Annotated in this window: 18 protein-coding genes; 14 read left to right on the top strand and 4 right to left on the bottom strand. The window is 36.8% G+C overall.

Translation table 11 applies throughout. From position 1 onward, the window contains the following. Positions 1-253: 253 nt before the first annotated feature. Positions 254-3,034 (bottom strand): bifunctional aconitate hydratase 2/2-methylisocitrate dehydratase, encoded by a 2,781-nt coding sequence (locus BMW39_RS06090; RefSeq protein WP_034973088.1) that lies wholly within the window; start codon positions 3,032-3,034, stop codon positions 254-256. 283 nt (positions 3,035-3,317) lie between these two features. Between BMW39_RS06090 and BMW39_RS19725 the strand changes: the two genes are divergently transcribed. The 13 genes from BMW39_RS19725 (at position 3,318) to BMW39_RS06025 (ending at position 17,198) form a co-directional block, all read left to right on the top strand. Then, positions 3,318-3,743, top strand: a complete 426-nt coding sequence (locus BMW39_RS19725; protein ID WP_051879801.1) for a DUF2752 domain-containing protein — start codon at positions 3,318-3,320, stop codon at positions 3,741-3,743. A gap of 12 nt (positions 3,744-3,755) precedes the next feature. Further along, a complete protein-coding gene (locus BMW39_RS06080) occupies positions 3,756-4,424 on the top strand; it encodes a WG repeat-containing protein (RefSeq protein ID WP_034973087.1) in 669 nt (222 codons plus the stop codon). Between the two features lie 239 nt (positions 4,425-4,663). Then, complete coding sequence (locus tag BMW39_RS06075) at positions 4,664-6,766, top strand: TonB-dependent receptor (RefSeq protein ID WP_034973085.1); 2,103 nt, start codon at positions 4,664-4,666, stop codon at positions 6,764-6,766. 160 nt (positions 6,767-6,926) lie between these two features. Beyond that, positions 6,927-7,601 (top strand): T9SS type A sorting domain-containing protein, encoded by a 675-nt coding sequence (locus BMW39_RS06070; protein WP_034973084.1) that lies wholly within the window; start codon positions 6,927-6,929, stop codon positions 7,599-7,601. Between the two features lie 93 nt (positions 7,602-7,694). Then, positions 7,695-8,375: an HU domain-containing protein gene (locus tag BMW39_RS06065; protein WP_034973083.1), complete on the top strand. Its 681-nt coding sequence runs from the start codon at positions 7,695-7,697 to the stop codon at positions 8,373-8,375. Then, positions 8,347-8,865, top strand: a complete 519-nt coding sequence (locus BMW39_RS06060; protein WP_034973082.1) for an acyl-CoA thioesterase — start codon at positions 8,347-8,349, stop codon at positions 8,863-8,865. The genes BMW39_RS06065 and BMW39_RS06060 overlap by 29 nt, the downstream gene beginning before the upstream one ends. Before the next feature lie 61 nt (positions 8,866-8,926). Further along, positions 8,927-9,859 carry a 2-hydroxyacid dehydrogenase gene (locus tag BMW39_RS06055; protein ID WP_034973081.1) on the top strand — a complete coding sequence of 311 codons (933 nt, stop codon included), beginning with the start codon at positions 8,927-8,929 and terminating at the stop codon, positions 9,857-9,859. A 205-nt stretch (positions 9,860-10,064) separates the two neighbouring features. Next, a complete protein-coding gene (locus BMW39_RS06050) occupies positions 10,065-11,747 on the top strand; it encodes a T9SS type A sorting domain-containing protein (RefSeq protein WP_051879799.1) in 1,683 nt (560 codons plus the stop codon). Positions 11,748-11,998: 251 nt separating this feature from the next. Beyond that, positions 11,999-13,258, top strand: coding sequence for a serine hydrolase domain-containing protein (locus BMW39_RS06045; RefSeq protein WP_034973080.1), 1,260 nt, complete (start codon positions 11,999-12,001; stop codon positions 13,256-13,258). Between the two features lie 822 nt (positions 13,259-14,080). After that, positions 14,081-14,599, top strand: a complete 519-nt coding sequence (locus BMW39_RS06040; protein ID WP_034973079.1) for an RNA polymerase sigma factor — start codon at positions 14,081-14,083, stop codon at positions 14,597-14,599. Next, positions 14,565-15,299, top strand: a complete 735-nt coding sequence (locus BMW39_RS06035; RefSeq protein WP_034973078.1) for a hypothetical protein — start codon at positions 14,565-14,567, stop codon at positions 15,297-15,299. The genes BMW39_RS06040 and BMW39_RS06035 overlap by 35 nt, the downstream gene beginning before the upstream one ends. 93 nt (positions 15,300-15,392) lie before the next feature. Further along, positions 15,393-16,661, top strand: a complete 1,269-nt coding sequence (locus BMW39_RS06030; protein ID WP_051879798.1) for a DUF4252 domain-containing protein — start codon at positions 15,393-15,395, stop codon at positions 16,659-16,661. A 12-nt stretch (positions 16,662-16,673) separates the two neighbouring features. Then, on the top strand, positions 16,674-17,198 hold the full coding sequence (locus BMW39_RS06025) for a DUF4252 domain-containing protein (RefSeq protein ID WP_034973077.1): 525 nt from the start codon (positions 16,674-16,676) through the stop codon (positions 17,196-17,198). A 14-nt stretch (positions 17,199-17,212) separates the two neighbouring features. Here the strand turns inward: BMW39_RS06025 and BMW39_RS06020 are convergent, their stop codons facing one another. The 3 genes from BMW39_RS06020 to BMW39_RS06010 form a co-directional block, all read right to left on the bottom strand. Then, positions 17,213-17,578, bottom strand: a complete 366-nt coding sequence (locus BMW39_RS06020; protein ID WP_034973075.1) for an iron chaperone — start codon at positions 17,576-17,578, stop codon at positions 17,213-17,215. Between the two features lie 56 nt (positions 17,579-17,634). Next, positions 17,635-18,840 carry an NAD(P)/FAD-dependent oxidoreductase gene (locus BMW39_RS06015; RefSeq protein ID WP_034973073.1) on the bottom strand — a complete coding sequence of 402 codons (1,206 nt, stop codon included), beginning with the start codon at positions 18,838-18,840 and terminating at the stop codon, positions 17,635-17,637. Positions 18,841-18,929: 89 nt separating this feature from the next. Continuing rightward, the gene (locus BMW39_RS06010; protein WP_034973071.1) at positions 18,930-21,893 is read right to left on the bottom strand and encodes a T9SS type A sorting domain-containing protein; all 2,964 of its coding nucleotides are present in this window, start codon (positions 21,891-21,893) and stop codon (positions 18,930-18,932) included. Positions 21,894-22,220: 327 nt separating this feature from the next. On the opposite strand from BMW39_RS06010, the gene BMW39_RS06005 reads away from it, so the two are divergent. Further along, positions 22,221-22,988 (top strand): hypothetical protein, encoded by a 768-nt coding sequence (locus BMW39_RS06005; protein WP_034973069.1) that lies wholly within the window; start codon positions 22,221-22,223, stop codon positions 22,986-22,988. Positions 22,989-23,015: the final 27 nt, after the last annotated feature.

The raw sequence follows: 23,015 nt of genomic DNA, 5'->3' as shown, positions 1-23,015 counted from the left end.
TTATCTTATTCTTTAAATCAAATTTTGTTCCTACATTCCTTAAAATATGCTAAATAAGATGAATGCGCACAATATTTTACAATTATCAAGTTAATAAAAAATGAGGTCCTGAACTTTAAATTTAATTTAAAATAAACTTTCATCCACTAATATGGAAATGTTCTAAACAAAAAAGAAAGATCCTGAATCCAAATGGACCAAGATCTTTCTTTTTATTATTTTAAAAAGTCTTGAGACTTAGCTTCAAAATTTATTAATGACCAACTGTAACCAATTCTTTGATAGATGGTACAAAAGTCGTCAGGTCAATACCTTCAACAGCCGCTTTGTACTCCTCGATATTTGGAATTCTTCCGATGATGGCTGATAAAACAACAACCGGAGTAGAAGCTAATAAAGATTCACCTTTTTTGCGTTCAGAATCTTCTACAACTCTACCTTGGAAAAGTCGGGTAGAAGTGGCCAAAACCGTATCTCCTTTTTCTGCTTTTTCCTGGTTACCCATACAAAGGTTACAACCTGGACGCTCTAGGTACATCATGTTTTCGTATTCAGTACGAGCAGCGCCTTTCGGAGCGTTGTCATTAAACTCGAAACCAGAATATTTTTCTAACAATTCCCAATCGCCTTCTGCTTTCAATTCATCGATGATGTTGTAAGTTGGAGCGGCAACAACCAAAGGTGCGCTGAATTCTACTTTACCATTTTGTCTTTCGATGTTTCTAAGCATTTGAGAAACGATCTTCAAATCGCCTTTGTGGACCATACAAGATCCTACGAAACCAAGATCCACTTTTTTATCACCTCCGTAGTAGGTCAAATCTCTGATAGTGTCGTGCGTATATCTTTTTGAAACATCTTCGTTATTGACGTCTGGATCAGCAATCATCGGCTCTACAATTGCATCAAGATCAACTACAACTTCTGCGTAATATTTTGCATTGGAATCTGGCGTCAAAGCTGGTTTTTCGCCAGACTTGATCTCGGTAATTCTCTTGTTTGCTTTATTGATTAAACCTTGAAGAACCTGAAGGTGATTGTCCATTCCTTTGTCGATCATGATCTGGATTCTGCCTTTTGCAATTTCCAAAGATTCAATCAAAGTATCATCTTCAGAAATACAGATTGAAGCTTTTGCCTTCATCTCTGCAGTCCAGTCGGTGAATGTAAATGCCTGGTCAGCTGGAAGTGTTCCGATGTGAACCTCGATAATTCTACCTTGGAAAACATTTTCTCCTCCAAATTGCTGAAGCATTTGCAATTGAGTCGCATGAACTACATCACGGAAATCCATGTGTGCTTTCATATCACCTTTGAAAGTTACTTTCACAGATTCTGGGATCGGCATAGAAGCTTCTCCAGTCGCTAATGCCAAAGCAACAGTTCCAGAGTCAGCTCCGAAAGCTACACCTTTGGACATTCTTGTGTGAGAATCTCCTCCGATGATGATTGCCCATTCGTCAATCGTGATATCATTCAAAACTTTATGAATAACGTCCGTCATCGCGTGGTATTCACCTTTCGGGTCACGTGCTGTGATCAATCCGAAATCATTCATAAATTTCATCAATCTAGGAATATTAGCCTGCGCTTTTTTATCCCAAACAGAAGCAGTATGACATCCGGATTGGTAAGCACCGTCAACGATTGGAGAAATAACAGTCGCTGCCATTGATTCCAATTCCTGAGCGGTCATCAAACCAGTGGTGTCCTGAGAACCAACGATATTAACTTCAACTCTTACATCTGAACCAGCGTGTAAAACTTTACCTGGCGCTAAACCAACCGCGTTTTTGTTGAAGATCTTTTCTACTGCAGTAAGACCAACACCTTCTTTGGTAATTTCTTTTGATGGTGCATAAACGGTAGGAATTTCTATTCCTAAAATGTTAGATGCCCAAGTTTGTAATTTTTTTCCAAATACAATCGCGTAAGAACCACCAGCTTTGATGAATTCCATTTTTTGTGGCGTGAAGGACTTGGAAATATCTTTCAATTCCTGATCGCCGTTATATAATTTTTTGGTCTTCGTATTAATAGTAAGAACAGTTCCAGTCGCTACAGAATAAACTTCTTCAAGGATTGGTTCGTTGTTCTCGTTGCGAATCACATTTCCTTCTGCATCTACTTTTTTCACCCAGTTTTGAAGGTCAATTCCGATTCCTCCAGTTACGTCAACCGTTGTCAGGAAAATTGGAGAGATTCCGTTTGTTCCGGCAACAATTGGAGCAATATTCACAAATGGAATGTATGGACTTGCTTGTTTTCCTGTCCAAAGTGCCACGTTGTTCACACCAGACATTCTGGATGATCCAACACCCATTGTTCCTTTTTCAGCAATCAACATCACGCTTTTATCGGGATGTTGCGCCTGCAAAGCCTTGATCTCTGCCTGAGCCTCAGGTGTCATCATACACAGACCGTGAAGTTCACGATCGGATCTTGAGTGCGCTTGATTTCCTGGCGACAATAAGTCTGTAGAGATATCACCTTCACCAGCGATATAAGTTACAACTTTTACTTCTTCCGGAGCTTCTGGAAGTTTGGTGAAGAATTCAGCTTGTGCGTAGCTTTCGATAAGTTCTTTTGCAATTTCGTTACCTTCATTGAAAGCAGCTTTCAAACGATCAGTGTCTGCTTCGTATAGGAAAACCTGAGTTTTCAAAACCTCTGCAGCTTGTTTCGCAATATTTTTGTCATCACCCAAAGCAAGGTCTAGCAATGCTTCAATTGATGGTCCGCCTTTCATGTGTGACAATAGTTCGAAAGCGTAAGAAGGCGTGATCTCAGCAATATTAGATTCTCCAAGGATGATCTCTTTCAAAAACTTCGCCTTTACTCCAGCAGCACTTGTGGTTCCTGGTAAAACGTTGTAAATAAAAAATTTAAGAGAGTCTTCTCTGTGTGCGTTTTCTGAATCTTTGATCTGTGCGATGATCTCGCTTAGTAATTCTGCACCGTCAATAGGCTTCGGGTGAAGGCCTTGGCTTTTTCTCTCTTCGATCTCTTGGATGTAATCCTGATAAATATTCATAAATAGAAATTCTTTTTTAAAAATTAAAGGTAGATTTGTAGAGGAAGTTGTTGCCAATCTTTATCATTACAATCTACTGTTTTGATATGTTGCAGTTTGACTTTTGGTGAAAGTCTCGGCCAGGAAGGATTTTATTCCTTTTCAAACCGCACAAATTTACGAAATTATACGCTTTTAAACGATTAGATTAATTTAGATTCAAAATAAATTAGATTTAATTTATCTATATTATCTATTTTTATCAAATTAATTTCTACTTTACAAATCGACCTCGTTGCTATATATGGAATTGAAAATCAAATCATTAATCAAAAACAATCAAAAGCAGATCGCTGTTTGGGTGTTTTTCATCTTAATGATTTTACTGTATTTTTTTGTTGATCCCTCAAAAAGTGCCTACTTCCTCAAATGTCCTTTGAAGTTGACCACTGGTTTTGAATGTGCAGGTTGTGGCGTCCAGAGAGCGTTGCATGAGTTGTTGCATTTCAGGTTTTTAGAAGCTTTCAAATTCAATCCGTTATTTGTTATTTCGATTCCTATTTTGCTGATCGTTGTGGTCATCAATCTCTCAAAAAATGAAACTTTAAAGCAGATTTTAAAACGTTTTTTCGGGAGCAAGATCTTCATTTTTCTTGTATTAATAATAGTTTTACTATTTTCGTTGCTGAAAAACACAGACTTTTACAAAGATTTTATTTTATATCTCTAAACACACGTTTCGATGAAAAAACTTTTTAGCTTACTTTTAATGAGCTGTTTCCTTACAGCTTTTTCCCAAATGAAGGAAGAACATTTACCTGAATTGATCCCTCAAAAAATCGATGGAAAATCTGGATATGTGAGCCAACAAGGTAAGATGATAATCACGCCAGAATATCACATTGCGATGTTCTTTTCTGAAGATTGCAACCTGCTGAATTCCCCAAATAAAAACGCCAGAGTTTTCGGCTCCGCTGATTATGCGACTGTTGAGAAAAATAGTATTTCTTACCGCATCAATAAAAAAGGAAAACGAGTTTATCAATATAAAAAAGCAGATCTCGGAAAATGTTCCCAACCTTACGAAATGCCTAGATTTAAAGCCTTCACACTGAACGGAATGTACGGATTGGTGAGCAAAGACAACATCGACCTTGGAGGCTACAAAGATTTTGACATCTACCCACAATATCAGATGTTGTATGTTCTGGAAAGTGACAGGGAAAATCCAATGATGATCGCAATTCGGAACAATAAGTTTGGGATTGTTGACAAGCAAAATAAAGTCATTATTCCTTTTGTTTACGCCGACATCAAAATGAATCTTTCCTGGAAAACGGCTCGTCTTTTTGAAGTTTCAAAAGACGGAAAGAATTATTTTTACGTGGATAAAAACAATAAAGCCTATTAATTCAAAAATATTTGTAATTTCGCAGTCAGAAATTTAAGGGGTGCTGTAACAAGCTGAGATTATACCCAATGAACCTGGAACAGATAATGCTGTTTAGGGATACATCATTATAAATGATAAATCATCAACGATACTTGATCATCTGCAGAAGAATCATTTATCAACTATCATTCATCATTTATATCTATAGTCGCCCCTTTTATTCTAAAATAATTTTAACAAACAAAATTTTTTTAAGAATGAAAGGTTTACTTTTTTTAGGAGTGTTCATTGCTCCATTTTATTTTTCACAAACTACAGATTCTGTACAAGTTACAAGCATTAAAGCTGTAGAATTCACCAAACGAACGCCGGTCGCTAAATCCATTATCAATGTTGATAAGGAACTTGCGGATAAGAATCTTGGCCAAGATCTGCCAATACTTTTGAAAAACCAAATGTCCGTCATCTCTACTTCCGACGCAGGAAATGGTGTAGGTTACACAGGTTTAAGGATCAGAGGAACGGCTGGAACAAGTATCAATGTAATGTTGAATGGCGTTCCTTATAATGATTCCGAATCGCAGGGTACTTTTTTTGTGAATGTTCCGGATTTGACCAGCTCGGCCTCCCAAATTGTGATTCAGCGTGGTGTGGGAAGTTCGTCCAACGGTGTTTCGGCCTTTGGAGCGAGCGTCAATGTCATTTCCAGAGATCCTTCGGATACATTTTCTGTGAGAACGGATGATTCTTATGGCTCGTTCAATACCTACAAATATTCGGCTGAGGTCAATTCCGGGAAGTTCTGGAAAAACCGATTGTCTGTGATGGGAAGGTACACGCACATCCATTCTGATGGTTTTATTGACAGGGCTTTTTCTGATCTGCATTCCTATAACTTCTCCGCTTTGTTCCAAGAGAAAAATACAGAGTTGAGGTTTTTGGCATTCGGAGGTAAAGAAAAAACGTACCAAGCGTGGAATGGAATCGATAAGGCCACTTGGGAGACGAATCCGAGATTCAATTATTCCGGAGCGATCTACGATGCAAATTGGGAAAACATCACAGGGTATTATGATAATGAGACCGACAATTACAGACAAAATCATTATCAATTCCTATGGAACCAACGTTTTTCTGACGCGTGGAAACTCGAGACCACGGCGCATTACACCAAAGGAAAAGGATTCTATGAGAATTATAAACAAGGTGATCCGTTCGCGAGATACAGTTTGCCCAACCAAGCGGTCAATGGTACGGAGGAAGAATATTCGGATTTTATCAGAAAAAAATGGCTGGACAATGATTTCTACGGTGTAATCTCCACTTTGTATGGTAAACTAGGAAACCTCGATCTGAATGTCGGTGCCGTTGCCAATCAGTATTACGGAAAGCACTTTGGAAATGTGACGGGCGTTTTCTTTCCACAAATTCAGGAGTCGGAATATTACAGAAACCGTTCGATTAAAAATGAAGTTTCGGGTTTTGCAAAAGCGATCTATAAGTTGGGGCAATTTGAGATCTTCGGAGATCTTCAGTTGAGGAATATCGATTATGATACAAAGATCCAATTGGCTGGCGATTCTGAAGGTGCAGACCTGGACAGAAAATGGACGTTCTTCAATCCGAAAGCTGGTGTTAACTATAATATCGGAAACGGAAAAATATTTCTTTCCTATGCCAATGCGCACCGCGAACCAAATCGTGATGATCTTTTCGCAAATCCTGATACGAAGGCAGAAACGCTTCATGACTTCGAAGCTGGATTGGAGAAGCAAGTGGGGAAAGTGGCATTTACGGCAAATGCCTATTATATGTATTACGAAGACCAATTGGTTTTGAATGGTCAGATCAACAATGTCGGCGAGTTCATCAGAACCAATAGCGGGAAAAGTTACAGAGCAGGAATTGAGTTGGGTGTTTTAGCAAAACTTTCGGACAAATTGCAGCTGTCTGCAAACACGACTTTGAGTTCTAATAAAAATAAAGAATTCATCTCCGAGACCGATGAAGGTCTGGTGAATTATGGAAAAACAGATATTTCCTTTTCTCCCAATGTGATTGCGAATGGAAATGTCACATATTCTCCATTTAAAGATTTCAACGTGGGAGTGACTGCGCAATATGTTGGTAAGCAATTCTTGGATAATTCCGGCGACAAAGTAAACCAATTAGAGGATTATTTGGTTCCAGATTTTAATGTTTCCTATAAATTACCTCTGGCAAAAAATGAAGTCGTTTTGAGATTCTTATTAAATAATTTCACAGATACTAAGTATGTCAACAATGGTTTTAGTGGACCGTATTACTTCGCTCAGGCCGGAATTAACTTCATGTTTGGGGTTTCTATTAAGATAAATTAAATTTTTTATAATTGATAATCAGTTTATTAAAGTGTTTTATAGTTGAAAAGTTAGATTTTTATTTGTTAATAAAAAATTAATGTTAGTTTTACAGACAGTTCAAATTGCTTTTGTGAGAAGTATTTGGATGGCTTTATATAGACCTTAAAAATTAACAATAATGAGAAAAATTTATTCTTTAGCACTTGCTTTAGTTGCGAGTGTTGCTGTATCGGCACAACTTACTACCCAAATCACTAGCCCGGGTGTTTTCAAATTGACCTATGGCGCTGCCAATGACTATTCGTTCTACGATCCAGGATTTGAAGTTCCAACTTTTTATGTTCATACTTGGATCACAACTGCAGACAACTCCGCAGGTACCTCTTTCGATGATGCCTGGAGCAATTCAACTGTTACAATGAATTGGGATTCTGTAGCTGGTGCTTACGTAGGAACGATTGATTTAAATACAAAAACCTTTACTAATAGCAACAATACAGTGGCTGCAGGTACAACTGTTCAAAAGGTAGGAATTGTTTTTAAAGATATGCAAAACGGTGCATCAAAACAATCGGTAGATTCTTCTATCCAAGGACCAACAACGTTGACAACTTTGGCAGTTTCGGATGCTAGCAATGGCAAAGCAAAATCGCAGGTTGCAGCTGGAAAACTATTCACATCAGCAAAAGGAAACATAGACCTTACAGTTTATGACTTTGGTGGAAAAGTGATCAAAACAATGAAAGCAAACGCCAACGGAAATCCGATTGACCTTAATCTTAATCAAAAAGGATTATTCTTGGTTCAGATTTCTGGTAACAATGTTTCAGAAGTTGTAAAGTTTGCAAACTAGACCTTAATTATTCATATCAATTTCGAAAGGCTGCCGTAAAAAGCAGCCTTTTATATTTTCTACAACCTCAAAAATTATGTAGTTTTGTGCCAAATGAATTTTGAACATCATATATATCAATATCTTCTGAAGCATCACAAGGCAGAAGTCCCAGATCTTGGCGTTTTCGAACTTACCAAAGAATCTGCGAAGATCGATGCGGCAAATTCTATCATCACACCGCCAAAAGAGGTCGTGAAGTTCCAGTACCAACCATCGGTGTTAAATAATCAACTGGCCAAGTATATTTCTGAAGTTACCAATTCCAATCTATTTATAGTTCAGATGGATCTGAAGAATGAGATTGCGAAATGGTTCCAAAAATTGCAGGCTGACAATCATCTTTATCTGGAAAATCTAGGACAATTCAAACTGGATAATGATAATAGGCTCATTAAAATGACGGACCATGCAGATGATGTGTTCGGATTGGAAGCCATCAACCTGCAAACCTTGAAGAAGACGTTTCCAAAGAAAAATATTGTTTCTGATCATTATGCCTTTAATAAAAATGTCATTTGGACATTCTTGGGAATTGTGATATTAGGAATTGTTTCTCTGTTTTTTTTCGGGGATCAACAATTGATATTCGGAAGATCATCAAAGATCCCGACTCAAAAGATGGTCAAGAAAGCTGAACCAAAGAAAGTTCTGACAATTCCCAAACAAGACTCAACTAAAATAGATAGTATAAAACCAACAACGAATGCAAAAATCCAAAAAACCAATAGATAGCCTTACGGTAATGACGAACATCGTCCTGCCCAACGAAACCAATTCATTAAGAAATCTTTTCGGAGGCGAGCTGTTGTCAAGAATGGATCGCGCAGCTTCGATCTCAGCGACCAGACATTGCGAAAGACGTGTTGTAACAGCTTCTGTAAATCACGTTTCTTTCAATCATCCTATTCCAGAAGGTGGAATTGTGGTTTTGGAATCCAAAGTTTCCAGAGCATTTTCTACGTCGATGGAGATCTATGTAGATGTTTGGTTGGACGATCCGATCAATCAGACAAAAACACACACCAACACTGGGATCTACACTTTCGTAGCGGTGGACGAGTTCAATCGACCGATTCCGATTCCTCATATAGAACCAGAAACAGACTTGGAAATAGAACGCTATGAAGCAGCGTTGAGAAGAAAAGAATTGTCATTGATCCTTTCCGGAAGAATGAAACCGACTGATTCTGTGGAACTCAAAAAATTGTTCTTAGGAGAATAATCATCAAATATAAACGGGCTTTCATTAGCCCTTTTTTTACATCTAATTTTATCAACATACAATGAAAATCCTTCAGCTCGATAAAAATCATCCTCTCATTTCTGAACAACTTACTGCTAAAGGCTTTGTGGTAGAAGAAGACCACATTTCAACTTATGATGAGGTGTTGGAAAAGATACAGGATTACGAAGGCATCATTATCCGAAGCAGAATTCCATTGGACAAGAATTTCCTAATCAAGGCTTCTCATCTCAAATTCATTGCTAGAGTAGGCGCAGGAATGGAAAATATTGATATCGAAACTACCGAAAAATTAAACATCAAGCTGATCAATTCCCCAGAAGGCAACCGCGACTCTGTGGCGGAACACGTTGTCGGGATGTTGTTGATCTTGATGAACAGACTATTCATTGCTTCCAACGAGGTGAAGAATGGGATTTGGAAACGTGAGGAAAACCGAGGCGATGAACTGCTAGGCAAAACTTTCGGCATCATTGGTTACGGAAATATGGGAAAGGCAACTGCTAAGAGACTTTCTGGTTTTGGTGTTGAGGTCATTTTCCACGATATTTTGCCAGGTCTTTCTGATGAATTTGCCACGCAGGTTTCCTTGGATGAGCTTCAAAAAAGAGCCGATATTTTAAGCCTTCACATTCCTTTGACCAATGAAACAAATTATCTGATCGATGAAAACTTCATTTCAAAAATGGAAAAGAATTTCTACTTCGTCAATACGGCCCGTGGGAAAAATCTGAAAACTAAAGCTTTAGTAGAAGCGATTCAAAGCGGTAAAGTTCTCGGTGCTTGTCTGGATGTTTTAGAATATGAAAAATCTTCTTTTGAAAATCTCGAAGTAGAAAATCAAGATTTGCGATTCCTATTAGATTCTGAAAAAGTGATTGTTACGCCACACATCGGAGGATGGACACATCAAAGCAAAATCAAATTGGCTCAGGTGATTGTAGATAAAATTTTAGCTGATTTCAAATCGTAGTCAATTATCTTTTAATGATTTGTTACTTTCTTGAGACAACTTAGAGGATATATTTCATATTTATTGCATAAAAAGGTTAGAAAAAACATAGTATGTGGCAATGTGTTGTGTACTCATCTCGAATGAACTACATTTACCAAATATTTTTCATCGTAATATTTTTCAAATAAAGTAGTTGTAAATCAGTTTATTAAATTAGTTCATTATGATACGAAACTTTTATTTTCTATTGTTATTGGTGCTAGCCAATTGTGTCTTTGCACAAGTCGTTGAAATTCCAGATGCCAACTTCAAGGATGCATTGCTTCGCAATAGTGCACTTAATACCAATGGCGACTCTGAGATCCAACTGTCAGAAGCAGAAGTGTTTACGGGTTCAATAAATGCTAGTGGTACAAGAGCTATTACCTCCCTTGCTGGTATTGAAGTTTTTAAAAAAATTACAGGACTAACCTGTAATTATATTTCCCTGACCAGTTTGGATCTAAGCCAAAATACTGCATTAGTTTCTCTAAGTTGTCTTGATAGCAAGATCACCAATTTGGATTTAAGTCATAATACTGCTCTCACCCATATCAGGGTTAGTGGGAATCCATTAAAGAATTTGGATTTAAGTAAGAATACTGCACTACAACATTTGGAATGTAATAATACCCAACTCACAAGCTTGGATCTCACTAAGAATACATTAATATCTACACTCTCTTGTTCGTCCAATCAAATTGCCACCCTCGATTTGAGCAAGAATAAGGCATTAGTGTATGTAGATTGTTCATCAAACAAAATTAATAATCTAGATTTTAGTATACAACCTTCTTTGAATTATTTGGAATGTTCTACTAATAATTTAACTAGCCTGGATGTGAGCAAAAATCCCGCATTATCAGAATTGTATTGTTCTTTTAATCAATTAAGTAGTTTCGATGTAAACAAGAGTACAAATCTGAGAAGATTAAAGTGTAATAATAACCAATTAACACATTTGGATCTCAGTCGTAATGTTTTATTAAATGTAGTAGAATGTTTTAATAACAGATTAACAACTTTGGATTTAAGCAAAAGTACAGCATTAGTAAGTCTAAAGTGTAATTCGAATCAATTGACAAATTTGAATGTGACTGGAAATAAAGCGTTGACCGATCTGGATTGTAAGGATAATAAACTAGTGAGCTTGGATGTAAAGAATTGTACCGTTCTAAAAAATCTATTGTGCAAATCTAATGAATTAGCGAGTTTGGATATTAGCAAGAATAGTGTTTTACAAAGTCTCTATTGTGATTTTAATAAACTAACTGATTTGGATGTAAGCAAAAATAACAGTTTAGTGTCTCTTATTTGTAATGACAATTTGTTGTCAAGTTTGAATTTTGGTAATGTTTATGGATTAACTTTTGTAGTGTGTCATAATAATCAGCTTACAAGTATCAATGTGAATGGTCTTTCGAATTTAAAAAGTTTAAATTGTAGAAATAATGCATTAACTAAACTTAGTCTCAAAACGGGGGATATATTAAATTTTTCAACAATGTATGCTGATGCCAATCCCAAACTCAAGTGCATCGAGGTGAATAGTATCCCTCATGCTCAGTCAAACCTTAGCTGGATCAAAGATGCCACCGCAACGTACAATGTCAACTGTATCTATTTGGCTGTAAGTGAAAATCAAAAAGCATTATTTAGTATATTTCCAAATCCAGTAAAAGATATTCTGCATTTTTCAGAAGAGGTTAGCAATATTAAGATCACAGATTTATCGGGAAGGGAAGTGAAACGAATTTCAGAAGTGGCAAAATCTGTCAACCTTGCAAATTTCCCAAAAGGTAGTTACATCATATCAGCAATGACTAAAGAGGGCAGAATCATTTCTCAGAAATTTATTAAAAACTAAACATACGCAAAATCAGTATAGGCTCATTTTGCATTTCTAATTGATTCGAAAAATTTGAGCTCAGAAAAAAAATCCGTGCCAATTTCTATTTTTTTTGAATTTGATTTGAAATTATAATCAACTATAAAATCTATATCTTAATATGGAACATTTAGAAGAACTACTTCATATTTAACAAATGTTAAGATAATTCCACTCGGTCAAAATTTCATTTTATGTTAACTTGCGAAACTTAAAGAAGTTTGGATATAATGAATTTTAGAAAAGTAATTGCCCCGGTTTTAGTTGTATTGTCAATAGTATCTTGCAGCAAAAAAACGGAGAAGGAAAACAATGTAGAGAAATCAAAATTTCCAAATTATGGGAACGTCGATCTAGAAAAAGTCTTCACACCAGAAGAATCGGTCTTGTTGGAAAAGCCAAATATTCTACCGAAAATCAATAATTATTATCAAAAGATCTGGGAACAAGGCGATCTGAGTGGCGGTGTTCTCGTTGCAAAAGGAAACAAGATCATCTTCGAGCAGTACCGAGGATTTGGTAGAGAAGGCAAACAAATGCCAATCGATGAGAACACAGCACTTCACGTGGCTTCCGTCAGCAAAACGATGACCGCAATGGCCGTTCTGAAGCTGATCGACGCTGGCAAACTGAAACTAGAAGACAACCTGACCAAATTTTTCCCCAAATTCCCATACACTGACATTACCGTTTTCAGTCTTTTGTCACAAAGAAGTGGACTTCCAAAATACGAACATTTCGATCAAGGCATAAAACCTGCGCCGGAAGAACTTAAAAAAGAATTTCTTACCAATCAGGATGTGCTGGATATGCTCATCAAGTACAAGCCGGATCTTGCAAAGATGTCCAACACGGGATTTATGTATTGCAATACCAATTTTGCACTTCTCGCACTCATTGTTGAAAAAGTTACTGCAACACCTTTCCCAGAAGCCATGCAGGAGATCGTCTTCAAACCTTTGAAGATGAATCACACTTACATCTTCCAAAAGAAAGATATTCCGACAGCGTCTCAATCATTTTTCAGTGGTTACAGACTTTACCCATTAGATAAGCTGGATCTGATTTACGGAGACAAAAACGTTTACACGACGCCACGAGACTTGCTTAATTTTTCTGTCGCACTATATTCCAAAGATTTCCTGAAACCCGAACTGGCAGCCAAGATCTTTGAACCTTACAGCAACGAGAAAAAAGGCGTCAACAATTACGGCTTAGGCTTCCGAATGAAGAATTTTGATAACGGCGAAAAACTCACCTATCACAACGGTTGGTGGCACGGGACCAATTCAGTTTTTGCCCATCTTCTGAAATCGAAAGTGACCATCATTGCAATAGGAAACAAATATTCCGGTAAGGTTTATTCCGCTCTATCACTGTCAGGATTGTTTGAGGATTTTCCTTTAGAATTGGAAAAATTCAACAAAACGATGAATCCTGCAGGAGGCAATGAGAAAGATACAGCAGCAGCAGCCACCGGAGAATTGTAGAATTATTTGGGCGCCTTTTTCCGCCTTCCATTCCCGCTTTTTTCTGTCATTGCGATTGAGGCTAAGTCTTCCAATCGAAATTCTGTCGTCGCAATGCCAGAAAAAGAGCTCCATTCAAGTCGGGGCGCGCTTCGCAAGTCGTCAACATTTCTCTTAGATCAGACCTACCTTGTAAAATGAATCTTTAACGCTTGGATTCTCAGAGAGAAAAAAGTCGTAAACTTTAAAAAGACGATTGACAATTTTATCAGAAAAGCAGTCCTCTGAAAACCGCAGAGCGGTAACCTATTGGTAGAAAAAAAGTCAATATTAGCAAAGCTCCAGAGGAGCGACCTGCAAAAAGCATCTAAAATCGCAACAACCTTTTTAGCGTTTCAATGCAAAACCGCAGAGCGGTAATCTATTGGTAGAAAAAAAACGTCAACATTAGCAAAGCTCCAGAGGAGCGACCTGCAAAAAGCATCTAAAATCGCAACAACCTTTTTAGCGTTTCAATGCAAAACCGCAGAGCGGTAACCTGTTGGTAGAAAAAAAGTCAATATTAGCAAAGCTCCAGAGGAGCGACCTGCAAAAACTATTAAGACAATCGATACAACCCCTTCAGAGTTTCAAACTCTGAAGGGGTTTCATTATATATATCTAAAATTAAATAAAAATTTAAAATTAATAAATTGATTATCAATACATTATTAATAATCAACGTTCTTTTTTTATATTTGATGTAATAATTGTTACATTACAAATGTCTTACTTTTAAACAACCAAGAACTCAGAAGGATTCAAAACTTAAAACTTTGAATTTCAAACATCAAAAGAATCAATATGACTCAAGAAATATTTCAATCAACGGTTTACAGTCTCAAGAATGAGATGTTCCGTTTTGCGAAAAAATTTCTGATGAGTGCAGATGAAGCCGAAGATGTGGTAATGGACCTGATGATGAAGTTCTGGCAAAAGAAAGAAGAACTCCTGGTTGTAGAGAATCTGAAAAGTTTCGCGATGAGAAGTGTAAAAAATGAATGTCTGAACCGCCTGAAACACCACGAAGTGAAATTGGGATTTGCAAGCCAGACCAAACACACGTCGGAACTTTACCAGATCGAAACCAATAATATGAAAGAGCAGATCTTGGGATTCATTTCCCAACTGCCGGATAAACAAAAGATGGTCATTCACCTGAAAGATGTAGAAGAATATGAGATCTCAGAGATTGCGGGCATTATGGAAATGGAAGAAAATGCAGTCCGCGTAAACCTGATGAGAGCAAGACAAAAAGTGAAAGAATCAATTAACAAACTCTATGCGTATGAAAACCGACAAATACAAGGATTGGGAATCTAAATTCTTTGAAGGCGAAGAGCTGACGCCAGAAGAGGAATTGTTCCTTAAAAATGAAAGCGAAAACCCTTATTTCTCATTCCTAAAAGAGGAGAAACAGGAAAAACTGGATATCAGCTTCGAGGATTTCTTGAAGAAAACAGATGAACCGAAAATAGTGGCACTTCCAATCAAGAAAACCTCTTACAAAATGTATTGGATGGCAGCGAGTTTGGTTTTATTAATGGGAATCAGCGCGTTTTGGATGTTCAATCAGCCTCAGAAAATTGAACCTGCGATCGCTAAAAATCCAGATGTTCCTAAGAAAGAAATTGTAGATCCAGTTTTACCAGTTGAAGAAACAATCGAAGAAAATTCAACGCCGAAACCAGTTTTAGCAAATCAGGAAAGTCAGAAAGTTGACAAAACTGCAAATGAAAAAGTAGTAAAAGAACTTGTCCGAAAAGAGTTTGAGAAACTGATGGCGCAACAGGAAAATCAATCAAATAAAGAACAAAAGCAGATTCAAGTTCCGACAGAATCTATCTCGGATTACAATCCGAACTACGTAATAATCAATGGAAAACCAATTTATGATGAAGGAGAAGCCATCGCGGTTACAGAGAATGCTTTTAATTATTTTGCAAGTAACGTTACCCAAACCATAAACCACGCAGAATCTGCCAAAGATCAAGTTGATTTTTACAGGATTCTTAATTATTAATTTTAAAATCAAATGTAATCGCCAACGAAAATGTTTTCAAACTAGATCTAGTCAAAATGGCGTTGCATTGTCCTTAAGCAAACAAATATCAAAATGAAAAAAATATCAATATTATTCGTACTATTTCTACTGTCAACCAATATTTTTGGACAGTCGGACAAACTAAATGAACTCTTCGACCATTATCAGGATACGGAAGGTGTGACCTCGATCAAGATCGCGAAACCGATGTTCAAACTTCTGAACAATCTGAAAATCGATGATGCAGAATTGGGCAAGATCCAACCACTTCTCGGAAAAGTGAACGGACTGAAAATGCTGATCCTGGAAAAACCAAACAAATCGGCAAGTGGAGATTCTAATGATCAGAAAATGCTTCTCCAATCTGGCAAGATCGAAAAAGAAATTGCAGCCTCTCTCAAGAATATGAAATATGAGGAACTGGTCACTGTGAATAGCCGGGACAACAAGATCAAATTCATGGCGCAGGATATCTCGGCCAATGTGATGGACAATCTGATCCTCAATATTATGTCAGAAGATAGTTCGGTTCTGATGATGCTGGACGGAAAGATCTCGATGGATGATGTCAGCAATCTAATGGCGGAAACGCAGAATGTAACTTCGGTAAATCCAGTTTCAACCATCACTTCAAACAATACGAATGTTGGAAGTGTGAGAACGGTTTCCGAATTTAATGGAATCGAAGTTTCGTCGGGTGTAGAAGTGGAATTTAGTCAAAATCCAACGCGAAATGTAACGGTAAAAACTGAAGCTGACAAGCAACAATATGTAGTGACTGAAGTGGAAAACGGTGTTTTGAAGATCTTTGTGAGAAACAAAGGCGTGAAGAATCTGAACTTCAATAATTTGAAAGTGGTGGTTTCCAATCCGAAATTGTCAAGACTCGTAACCAAATCTGGAGCATCGTTCAAGGCCATAACGCCAGTCAACGAATCAACACTTGCGATCAGCTGTAATTCGGGTTCATTGATCTCAGGAACTTTCAAGATCTCTACCAACAGTGCTTTGGAAGTAGAATCTGGATCCAATGCGAAGATCAATCTGGATACAAAATCGATCGCCATCGATGCAAGCAGCGGAAGTTCTTTGAAGTTATCAGGGACAGCAAACTCCAGCGTCATCAGCGCAAGCAGTGGAAGTTCGGTTTCTGCAGGTGATTTTGTGACAAAGTCTGCGGTGGTAGATGCATCGTCAGGATCGAGTGTGAAAGTCAATACCACGGAAAGCATTACAGCGAGCGCAAGTTCTGCAGCATCCATCCAATACAAAGGAAATCCGTCGAAAGTGACCAAATCTGCTCAGGAAGTGACCGGTGCAAGCATCAATTCCATTAATTAAAAACTTAAAATTATGTTACGATTCTTATACATTATCATTTTAGCGGTTGTCGGTTTTTTTCTACAGTCGTGTATGGTCTCTCACAGAAAAGTTCACACCGATTTCTTTGACAATCCAGGATTCAAAAATAATTCGACCTATCTCAGTGTCAATGTTCCGACGTTTCTCGCAAGGTCTTACGTGAAAAATGCGATGAAGGAAGATGGCGAAAGTCAGGAAGTAATCGATCTGGTAAAGAAAATCAAAGATGTGAAGGTCCTAATTGTTGAAAGCTCTACAACGCCTGTCAAAGCTGAGTTTCAGAAATATCTGACCAACAATAATTATGAAGAATGGATGTCTTTGAAACAAGAAGGAAATCTCATCAGCCTGAATGCACAGCAAACCAATGACGTCATCAAACGAATGATCATCACGGTGAGAGATGACAAAGACGAAACGATCTTCGTGGATGTGACAGGGAAATTCACAGCAGATGATATTTCAAAGATCATCAACGCCACAGAGAAAAATCAAATCAAGATCAATAGAAATTAATTTTTCAACAGCCACTATTTATTAGTGGTTTTTGTGGTTTTGAGAATCCGCTCCTTGCTGTGTTGCACGATTTTTTTTATTAATTCTAATGGAACATCTTGATCCAACGGAATCTGAATTGCGCCTTTCGACGTTTTGTAATTCGACAATTCTTTTTCGTAGAATGAAATCGCTTCTGGACCAGGATAAAGTCCGATATGATTGGTAAACGCTGCGAAATGGATCATATTTTTACCTTGAAAGACAAAGGTGGGCATCAGGTATTTGATGCACTCTTCACCTTCCGGAATTTCGTTTCTGATCGCAGTTCTGATGGTTTCCAGCTTGTCTATGATTTTGGGATCAAACTGGGAGAAGTAATCTTCGAAGTTTTTCATCATTCTATGGTTTTAATCAAAGTTAAAAATTAAAATGATATACGAGATTTTCTCAAAGATTATCTTCGGAACTTGAAATATTTTGATAATTCGTGTTTTTTACCTTTCAAAAACTGCGACGCCATTTCCATTCCGATGACCGAAAAAGTAATTCCGTTTCCGCCAAATCCTAAAACAAAATAAGCACTCGGAAAGTCTGGATGTTCGCCGATATAAGGCAATCCGTCTTTTGTTTCGCCGAAAGTTCCTGCCCAGACAAAATCCGTTCGGAAATCATTATCAGGCAAATATTTATTTAATTTTTTAACGAGTTTTTGTTCTTTATCAATAAGTAAAGAATCTCGTTTTTTAGCATTCACAAACTCCTCATCTTCACCACCAATCAAAACCCGATTGTCGTCTGTAGTTCGCATATAAATGTAAGGTTCCGCCGTGTTCCAAACTAAAAGGTCATTTAGTTCCTGGTGGTTTTTCTCGTTTTGTTCGCCAACGATGGCGTAAGTTGATAGGAGATTTACAAAATCATCTTTGATGATCTCTGTACTTTCGAAACCGTTGCAGAAGATGACTTTCTTGGCTTTGATTTTATTTCCAAATTCTGTGGTTGCGGTGACGCTATTTTTTTTATGATCAAATTTAATAATGTCGGTCTTATCAAAAACTTGGAGTCCTTTTTTATAATTATAATGAAGAATGTCGTGCGCCAGGCAAAAGGCATCGATGCTTCCGCCTTGTTCGGAAAGGATTCCGCCAAACGTATTTTCAATTTTAAATGTCTTACTGATTTCCTCGGAAGAAAGCCATTTCACAGGAAACTTCGCTACTTTTCTGGCTTCGAATTCTTTTTTCAAATTCGGAACATCTTTTTTAAACGCTGCAAAGTAAAGCGATTCCTTTTTCTTAAAACCACATTCAGATTTGATCTGCTTGGCCACTTTTCCCAAAGTATCGATGGAATCATAACACGCCCAATACGCTTTTTCTGCGCCTTCTTTCCCGATCATCTCTGAGAGTTCGAAAAGTGGAACATCGATCTCATATTGTAACATCGATGTCGTTGCACTCGTACTTCCATTTCCAATCTCTCGTCGGTCCACCAAAACAGTTTCGAATCCGTCTTTTATCATTTGATGTGCGAGAAAAGAACCTGTGATCCCACCGCCGATGATCAGGATTTCGGTTTCGATATTTTCTCTCAGCGAAGGATAGGAATGTTTGATGCCGTCTTTGACGAGCCAGAATGGTTCGGGAGATTTGAGTTTCATAATTTGATTTTATTGTTTTGGATATTATCAAAAATGAAACCGATAATTAGTCAAATAAAAAACCGCAGGAAGTTCTGCGGTTTTGATTTTTAATTCTTAATAAATTTTGAAGTCAGACTTTTTGCATCGGTATTTATTCTGATATAATACAGGCCTTTTAAAAGCTTTGTGACATCAACCTGATTTTCGTGATTAATCTTAGAATCTACTTTTCTTCCGGTTGCATCATATACCTCAATACTGTTGATTTTTTCTTTAGTATCGATGTGGATGAAGTCTGATGTTGGATTTGGGTAGAGATTAAAGATGTTTTTTTGAAATTCTTGAGTGGCTAACTCCTCCTTTTCTAAGAATAAAATATAATTATTAAAACCACCTTGGTCATTTACCAGATTATCCAATACAAAATTAGATGTGCTATTTCCAATGATTGCAACTTTATCTTTCCCATAAATACTGAGATATGTATTGGAACTTGGGTCATCAATTTCTTTATGATATTTCAAATTGCCGAAAGCATCTAATTTGAAAAACATACTTTTATAACCTGTCAAGGGAATTTCTTGGCCTCTGTAATTGATGGATTGGTTCCAGATATCAACTAAATAAATATTTTTATCTGAGTCAAAATCAAGATTGTTTGAATTCAAATTTTTTGTTTCACTAAATGGTGAATTTGAATAATCGGATGAAAAAAAAGGGTGTGACCAAAGAACATCGCCGTTAATATTAACTTTTGAAATCAATGCTGTGGAGTAGCTCGAAGAATTAGGATAAGGATTGGTGAAAGTTTCGTTTTGTAAATTCATGTTACTGTAAGTATGACCGTAAAGTACGAAATCGTCGCCATCGAACTTTACAGCTGTACTTTGGTAATCTGTATTCGGGACACCACTAGATAGATAATTTTTCGCACCTAAAACAGTACCTTGTGGATTCATCTTCAAAAGCACAAACTTATTACTGTTTTGGCCGTTCTGAGGGACAGTTACATTATCAAAATACATATCACTATTCTGATTTTCGACATTGAAGAACATAAAGATATTATTCTGCTGGTCAAATCTTGTAAACAATTCTGAGTTTGTTTGGTAAGGAAAGGACTTAAAGAAAAGTTTGTTTCCGTTCGCATCGAGTTTTAGTATAAAAAAGCCATTTCCATTGACTTGCAAATACTCTCCACCGTAAAGCAGTTGTGATGATGAAGTTTTTCCAACTATGATGATATTACCTTCGTTATCGTAATACGCAGAGATATCTCTTGTTGATAGTGGTCCAGGCCAATATATTCCGTACGCAAGATCTTTTGACCATTTGAAAGCACCAGTTTGGTCAAACTTTGATATGCTTGCTCTTGCATATTCAAATTCTTGCGAGTGTCCCTGACTATCTGTAATCTTACAATTTGAAAAATCATCTTTGTAGCAATTGAAAACAGAAACCACTTCTTTTTCGGTGTTAATATCTAAACGATGACCTTCAATCCAATATCCTGAATAATTATCTATTATTCCATCTGCTTTTATCATCCATTCCAGATTGCCTGTTGTAGATATCTTTGAAATTATATTGTTGTTGACTGCGCTTTCGTTTTCCTGTCCGAAATAATTTAAAATTTTTCCATTTGTAATATATGAATTAAAAATTTCACCATTTTCATAGACTTTAAAAAGTTCCCTACTGCTTAAATATCCATAGTTTCCAGAACTGCTGTAGGTATGGTAATTGCTAAAATCCTTTTCATTGAAAGCTTTTTTTGATATATAAGAATTTGGATTCTGCGAAAAACTCGTAAAAGTATCACCATTGTCAATGTAGATAGAAATGTCAGCTCGATTTGAGCCTAGGTCGAAAGGCGATACAAAATCAGAAGATGAGATCAAAGTCCCATCATTTTTAATAGAAATCATTCCCCTTTCCTGGAAAGAAATATATTCACCTTTATAAGTTATTGAAGACTTTGGGCTGTTCATTATAAAATGCAGGCTTCCCTCTTCACCTTTGTATAATTTTACACCATCGAAAAAACTATTTGTTGATAGGTTATTAAATGCACTTCCATAAAACCATGCCGAGACGGTTAATTCAGGATTGTACTTTCCTAACCATAGATTTTTTGAACCTGAACTACTAGTTGTGGCTCCATTTACTATTGTACCGCTATGATTTTCTGAAGAAATAATTGTTGTGGATGGATATGTAGCGGCATAGTAGACCGCATTATCCTCATCAATCATTATATCATTTATTCTTATTGCGGACGAAGTTGTATCAGGGCTATTTTGAGGATAGAACCTTATGAATGCGTCTTCCGTAAAATTCAAATCAGTCCTGATTATGATCGCATTCTGTCGGAGAATAGTTTTGCCTAAAATCTGTATATCAGCCATGGTACGTGCACCCAGATAAATCTGACTGTTTTTTAGTTTGACCGTTGATATGTTTAGATTTGAAAGAGACTTTGTAAGCATCAAATCACCAGAATCTTTGTTAAAGATTGAAAAAGTAGTTGAGCCATTAAAAAGGACTAGGTTTTGGTTTTCTATATGAATGGAGGCCGAGTTGGAAATAGAATGCTCTATATTTTTACCCCATATAACGTCGCCTGAGCTACTTAACTTTAATAACAATTTTATACTTGTTCGAGGTGATGTTGTAGAAAAGGTTTCACCATTTATCAGTATCTGTCCTTGAAGTGTACAAGCTACATAGATATTATTTTCGGAATCTACATTTATAGTAACTGGACGTATTTTACCTTTAGTACCAGCATTAAACGTTTTCAACCAAATTTTTTCTTTAGTAAACTTATTGGTTTTCGCAATATACAAGTCATCCAGACCTATGGTTGGCATAGCCTCATTTAAAAAAGTATATGAACCATTTGCATAACCCACAGATATGTGGTTTCCATCAAAATCAAAGATCGTATTTAAAATCTGACCGCCATTGTAAGTATTAACTTGGAGAAATTTTTTGGTGCCTAGCGAATTGTTTTGAGCATGGAGTAAGAGTCCTGTGATTAAACTAAATAAGAAGTAAATTTTCTTCATGGTTACAAGTTTTGCCAAAAGTACAAAAAAACCTCATAAAATTTTCTCTGAGTTTTTGATCATAAATAGTTTAAAATGATAGCTGTACTAAGTTGATTTTGCATAACACTTCATTTTTTTCTGTAAAATCTCCTATAATTATACAATTTTATAAAGTCATAAAAATTCGATTGTTAGTACTGTAAATCTCTTTATACAAATCATGTTATATTTTTCATTTTTGTATAAAACAAGTTTGTTTAAATTATTAATTAATATAATTGTAATGCATTACACTTGCTGATTTACTAATGTTAAATTATCTTCGCAGTTGCAAATTTTTAATTGATGAAAAAATTATTTTACGTGGTCTTGGTTTTGATGATGGGCTTCATGCAAGCACAAAATGTGGGAATTAATTCACCAAATCCATTGATAACTTTAGATGTAAATGGTGCTGCGGGTACCACTACAACATTGGATGGTATACGTGCGCCAAGAATCACTTTAGCACAATTGAATGTTAAGACAGGATACACAAGTGCTCATGAGGGAGCAATGCTGTATATTACTAGTATTGCAGGCGGTTCCACTGTGGCTTCCACAGCCCAGGTTACTACCGTTGGATATTATTACTACGATGGTGCAGCATGGCAATCTGTTGTTGCAAAAGCCGGATCTGCAGTTTTTGTAGCTTCGCTTGGAAATGGCCTTGGTGGTAACACCGCTGCTACCATTGCCGCTGGAGCTTTTAATACCGTTCCCTTGGCAGCAGTAAGCAAAAATATTGGTGGAGGTGTCTGGAATCCTACGAATTACACTTACACCGTCCCAAATTCTGGGACTTATCTTATCAAATCAACTGTCAGATTAGTTGATGGTAGTGTCAGCAGAAACATTTATCAGGCAGTTCATACGGCAAATTCTGATATTCCTGAAGGGATTTGGGATACAAATGCCACAATTTCAGGCAGTTCAAACAGATGGACAATGCTGTATAACAGAATTGCCTACTTCAACAAGGGTGATCTTCTAAGACTTTACATTTACTCGGACGGTCAAATCGCAAATGTTTCAGATGCATCGCTGAACATTGTACTGATCAGTCCTAACTAAAAATATACTATACTTTAAAAATAAAAC

This window comes from Epilithonimonas lactis (assembly GCF_900110605.1).
GTDB classification, from domain to species: domain Bacteria; phylum Bacteroidota; class Bacteroidia; order Flavobacteriales; family Weeksellaceae; genus Epilithonimonas; species Epilithonimonas lactis.
The sequence above is the reverse complement of the archived record's forward strand: the minus strand, read 5'-3'. Positions and strand labels throughout refer to the sequence as shown.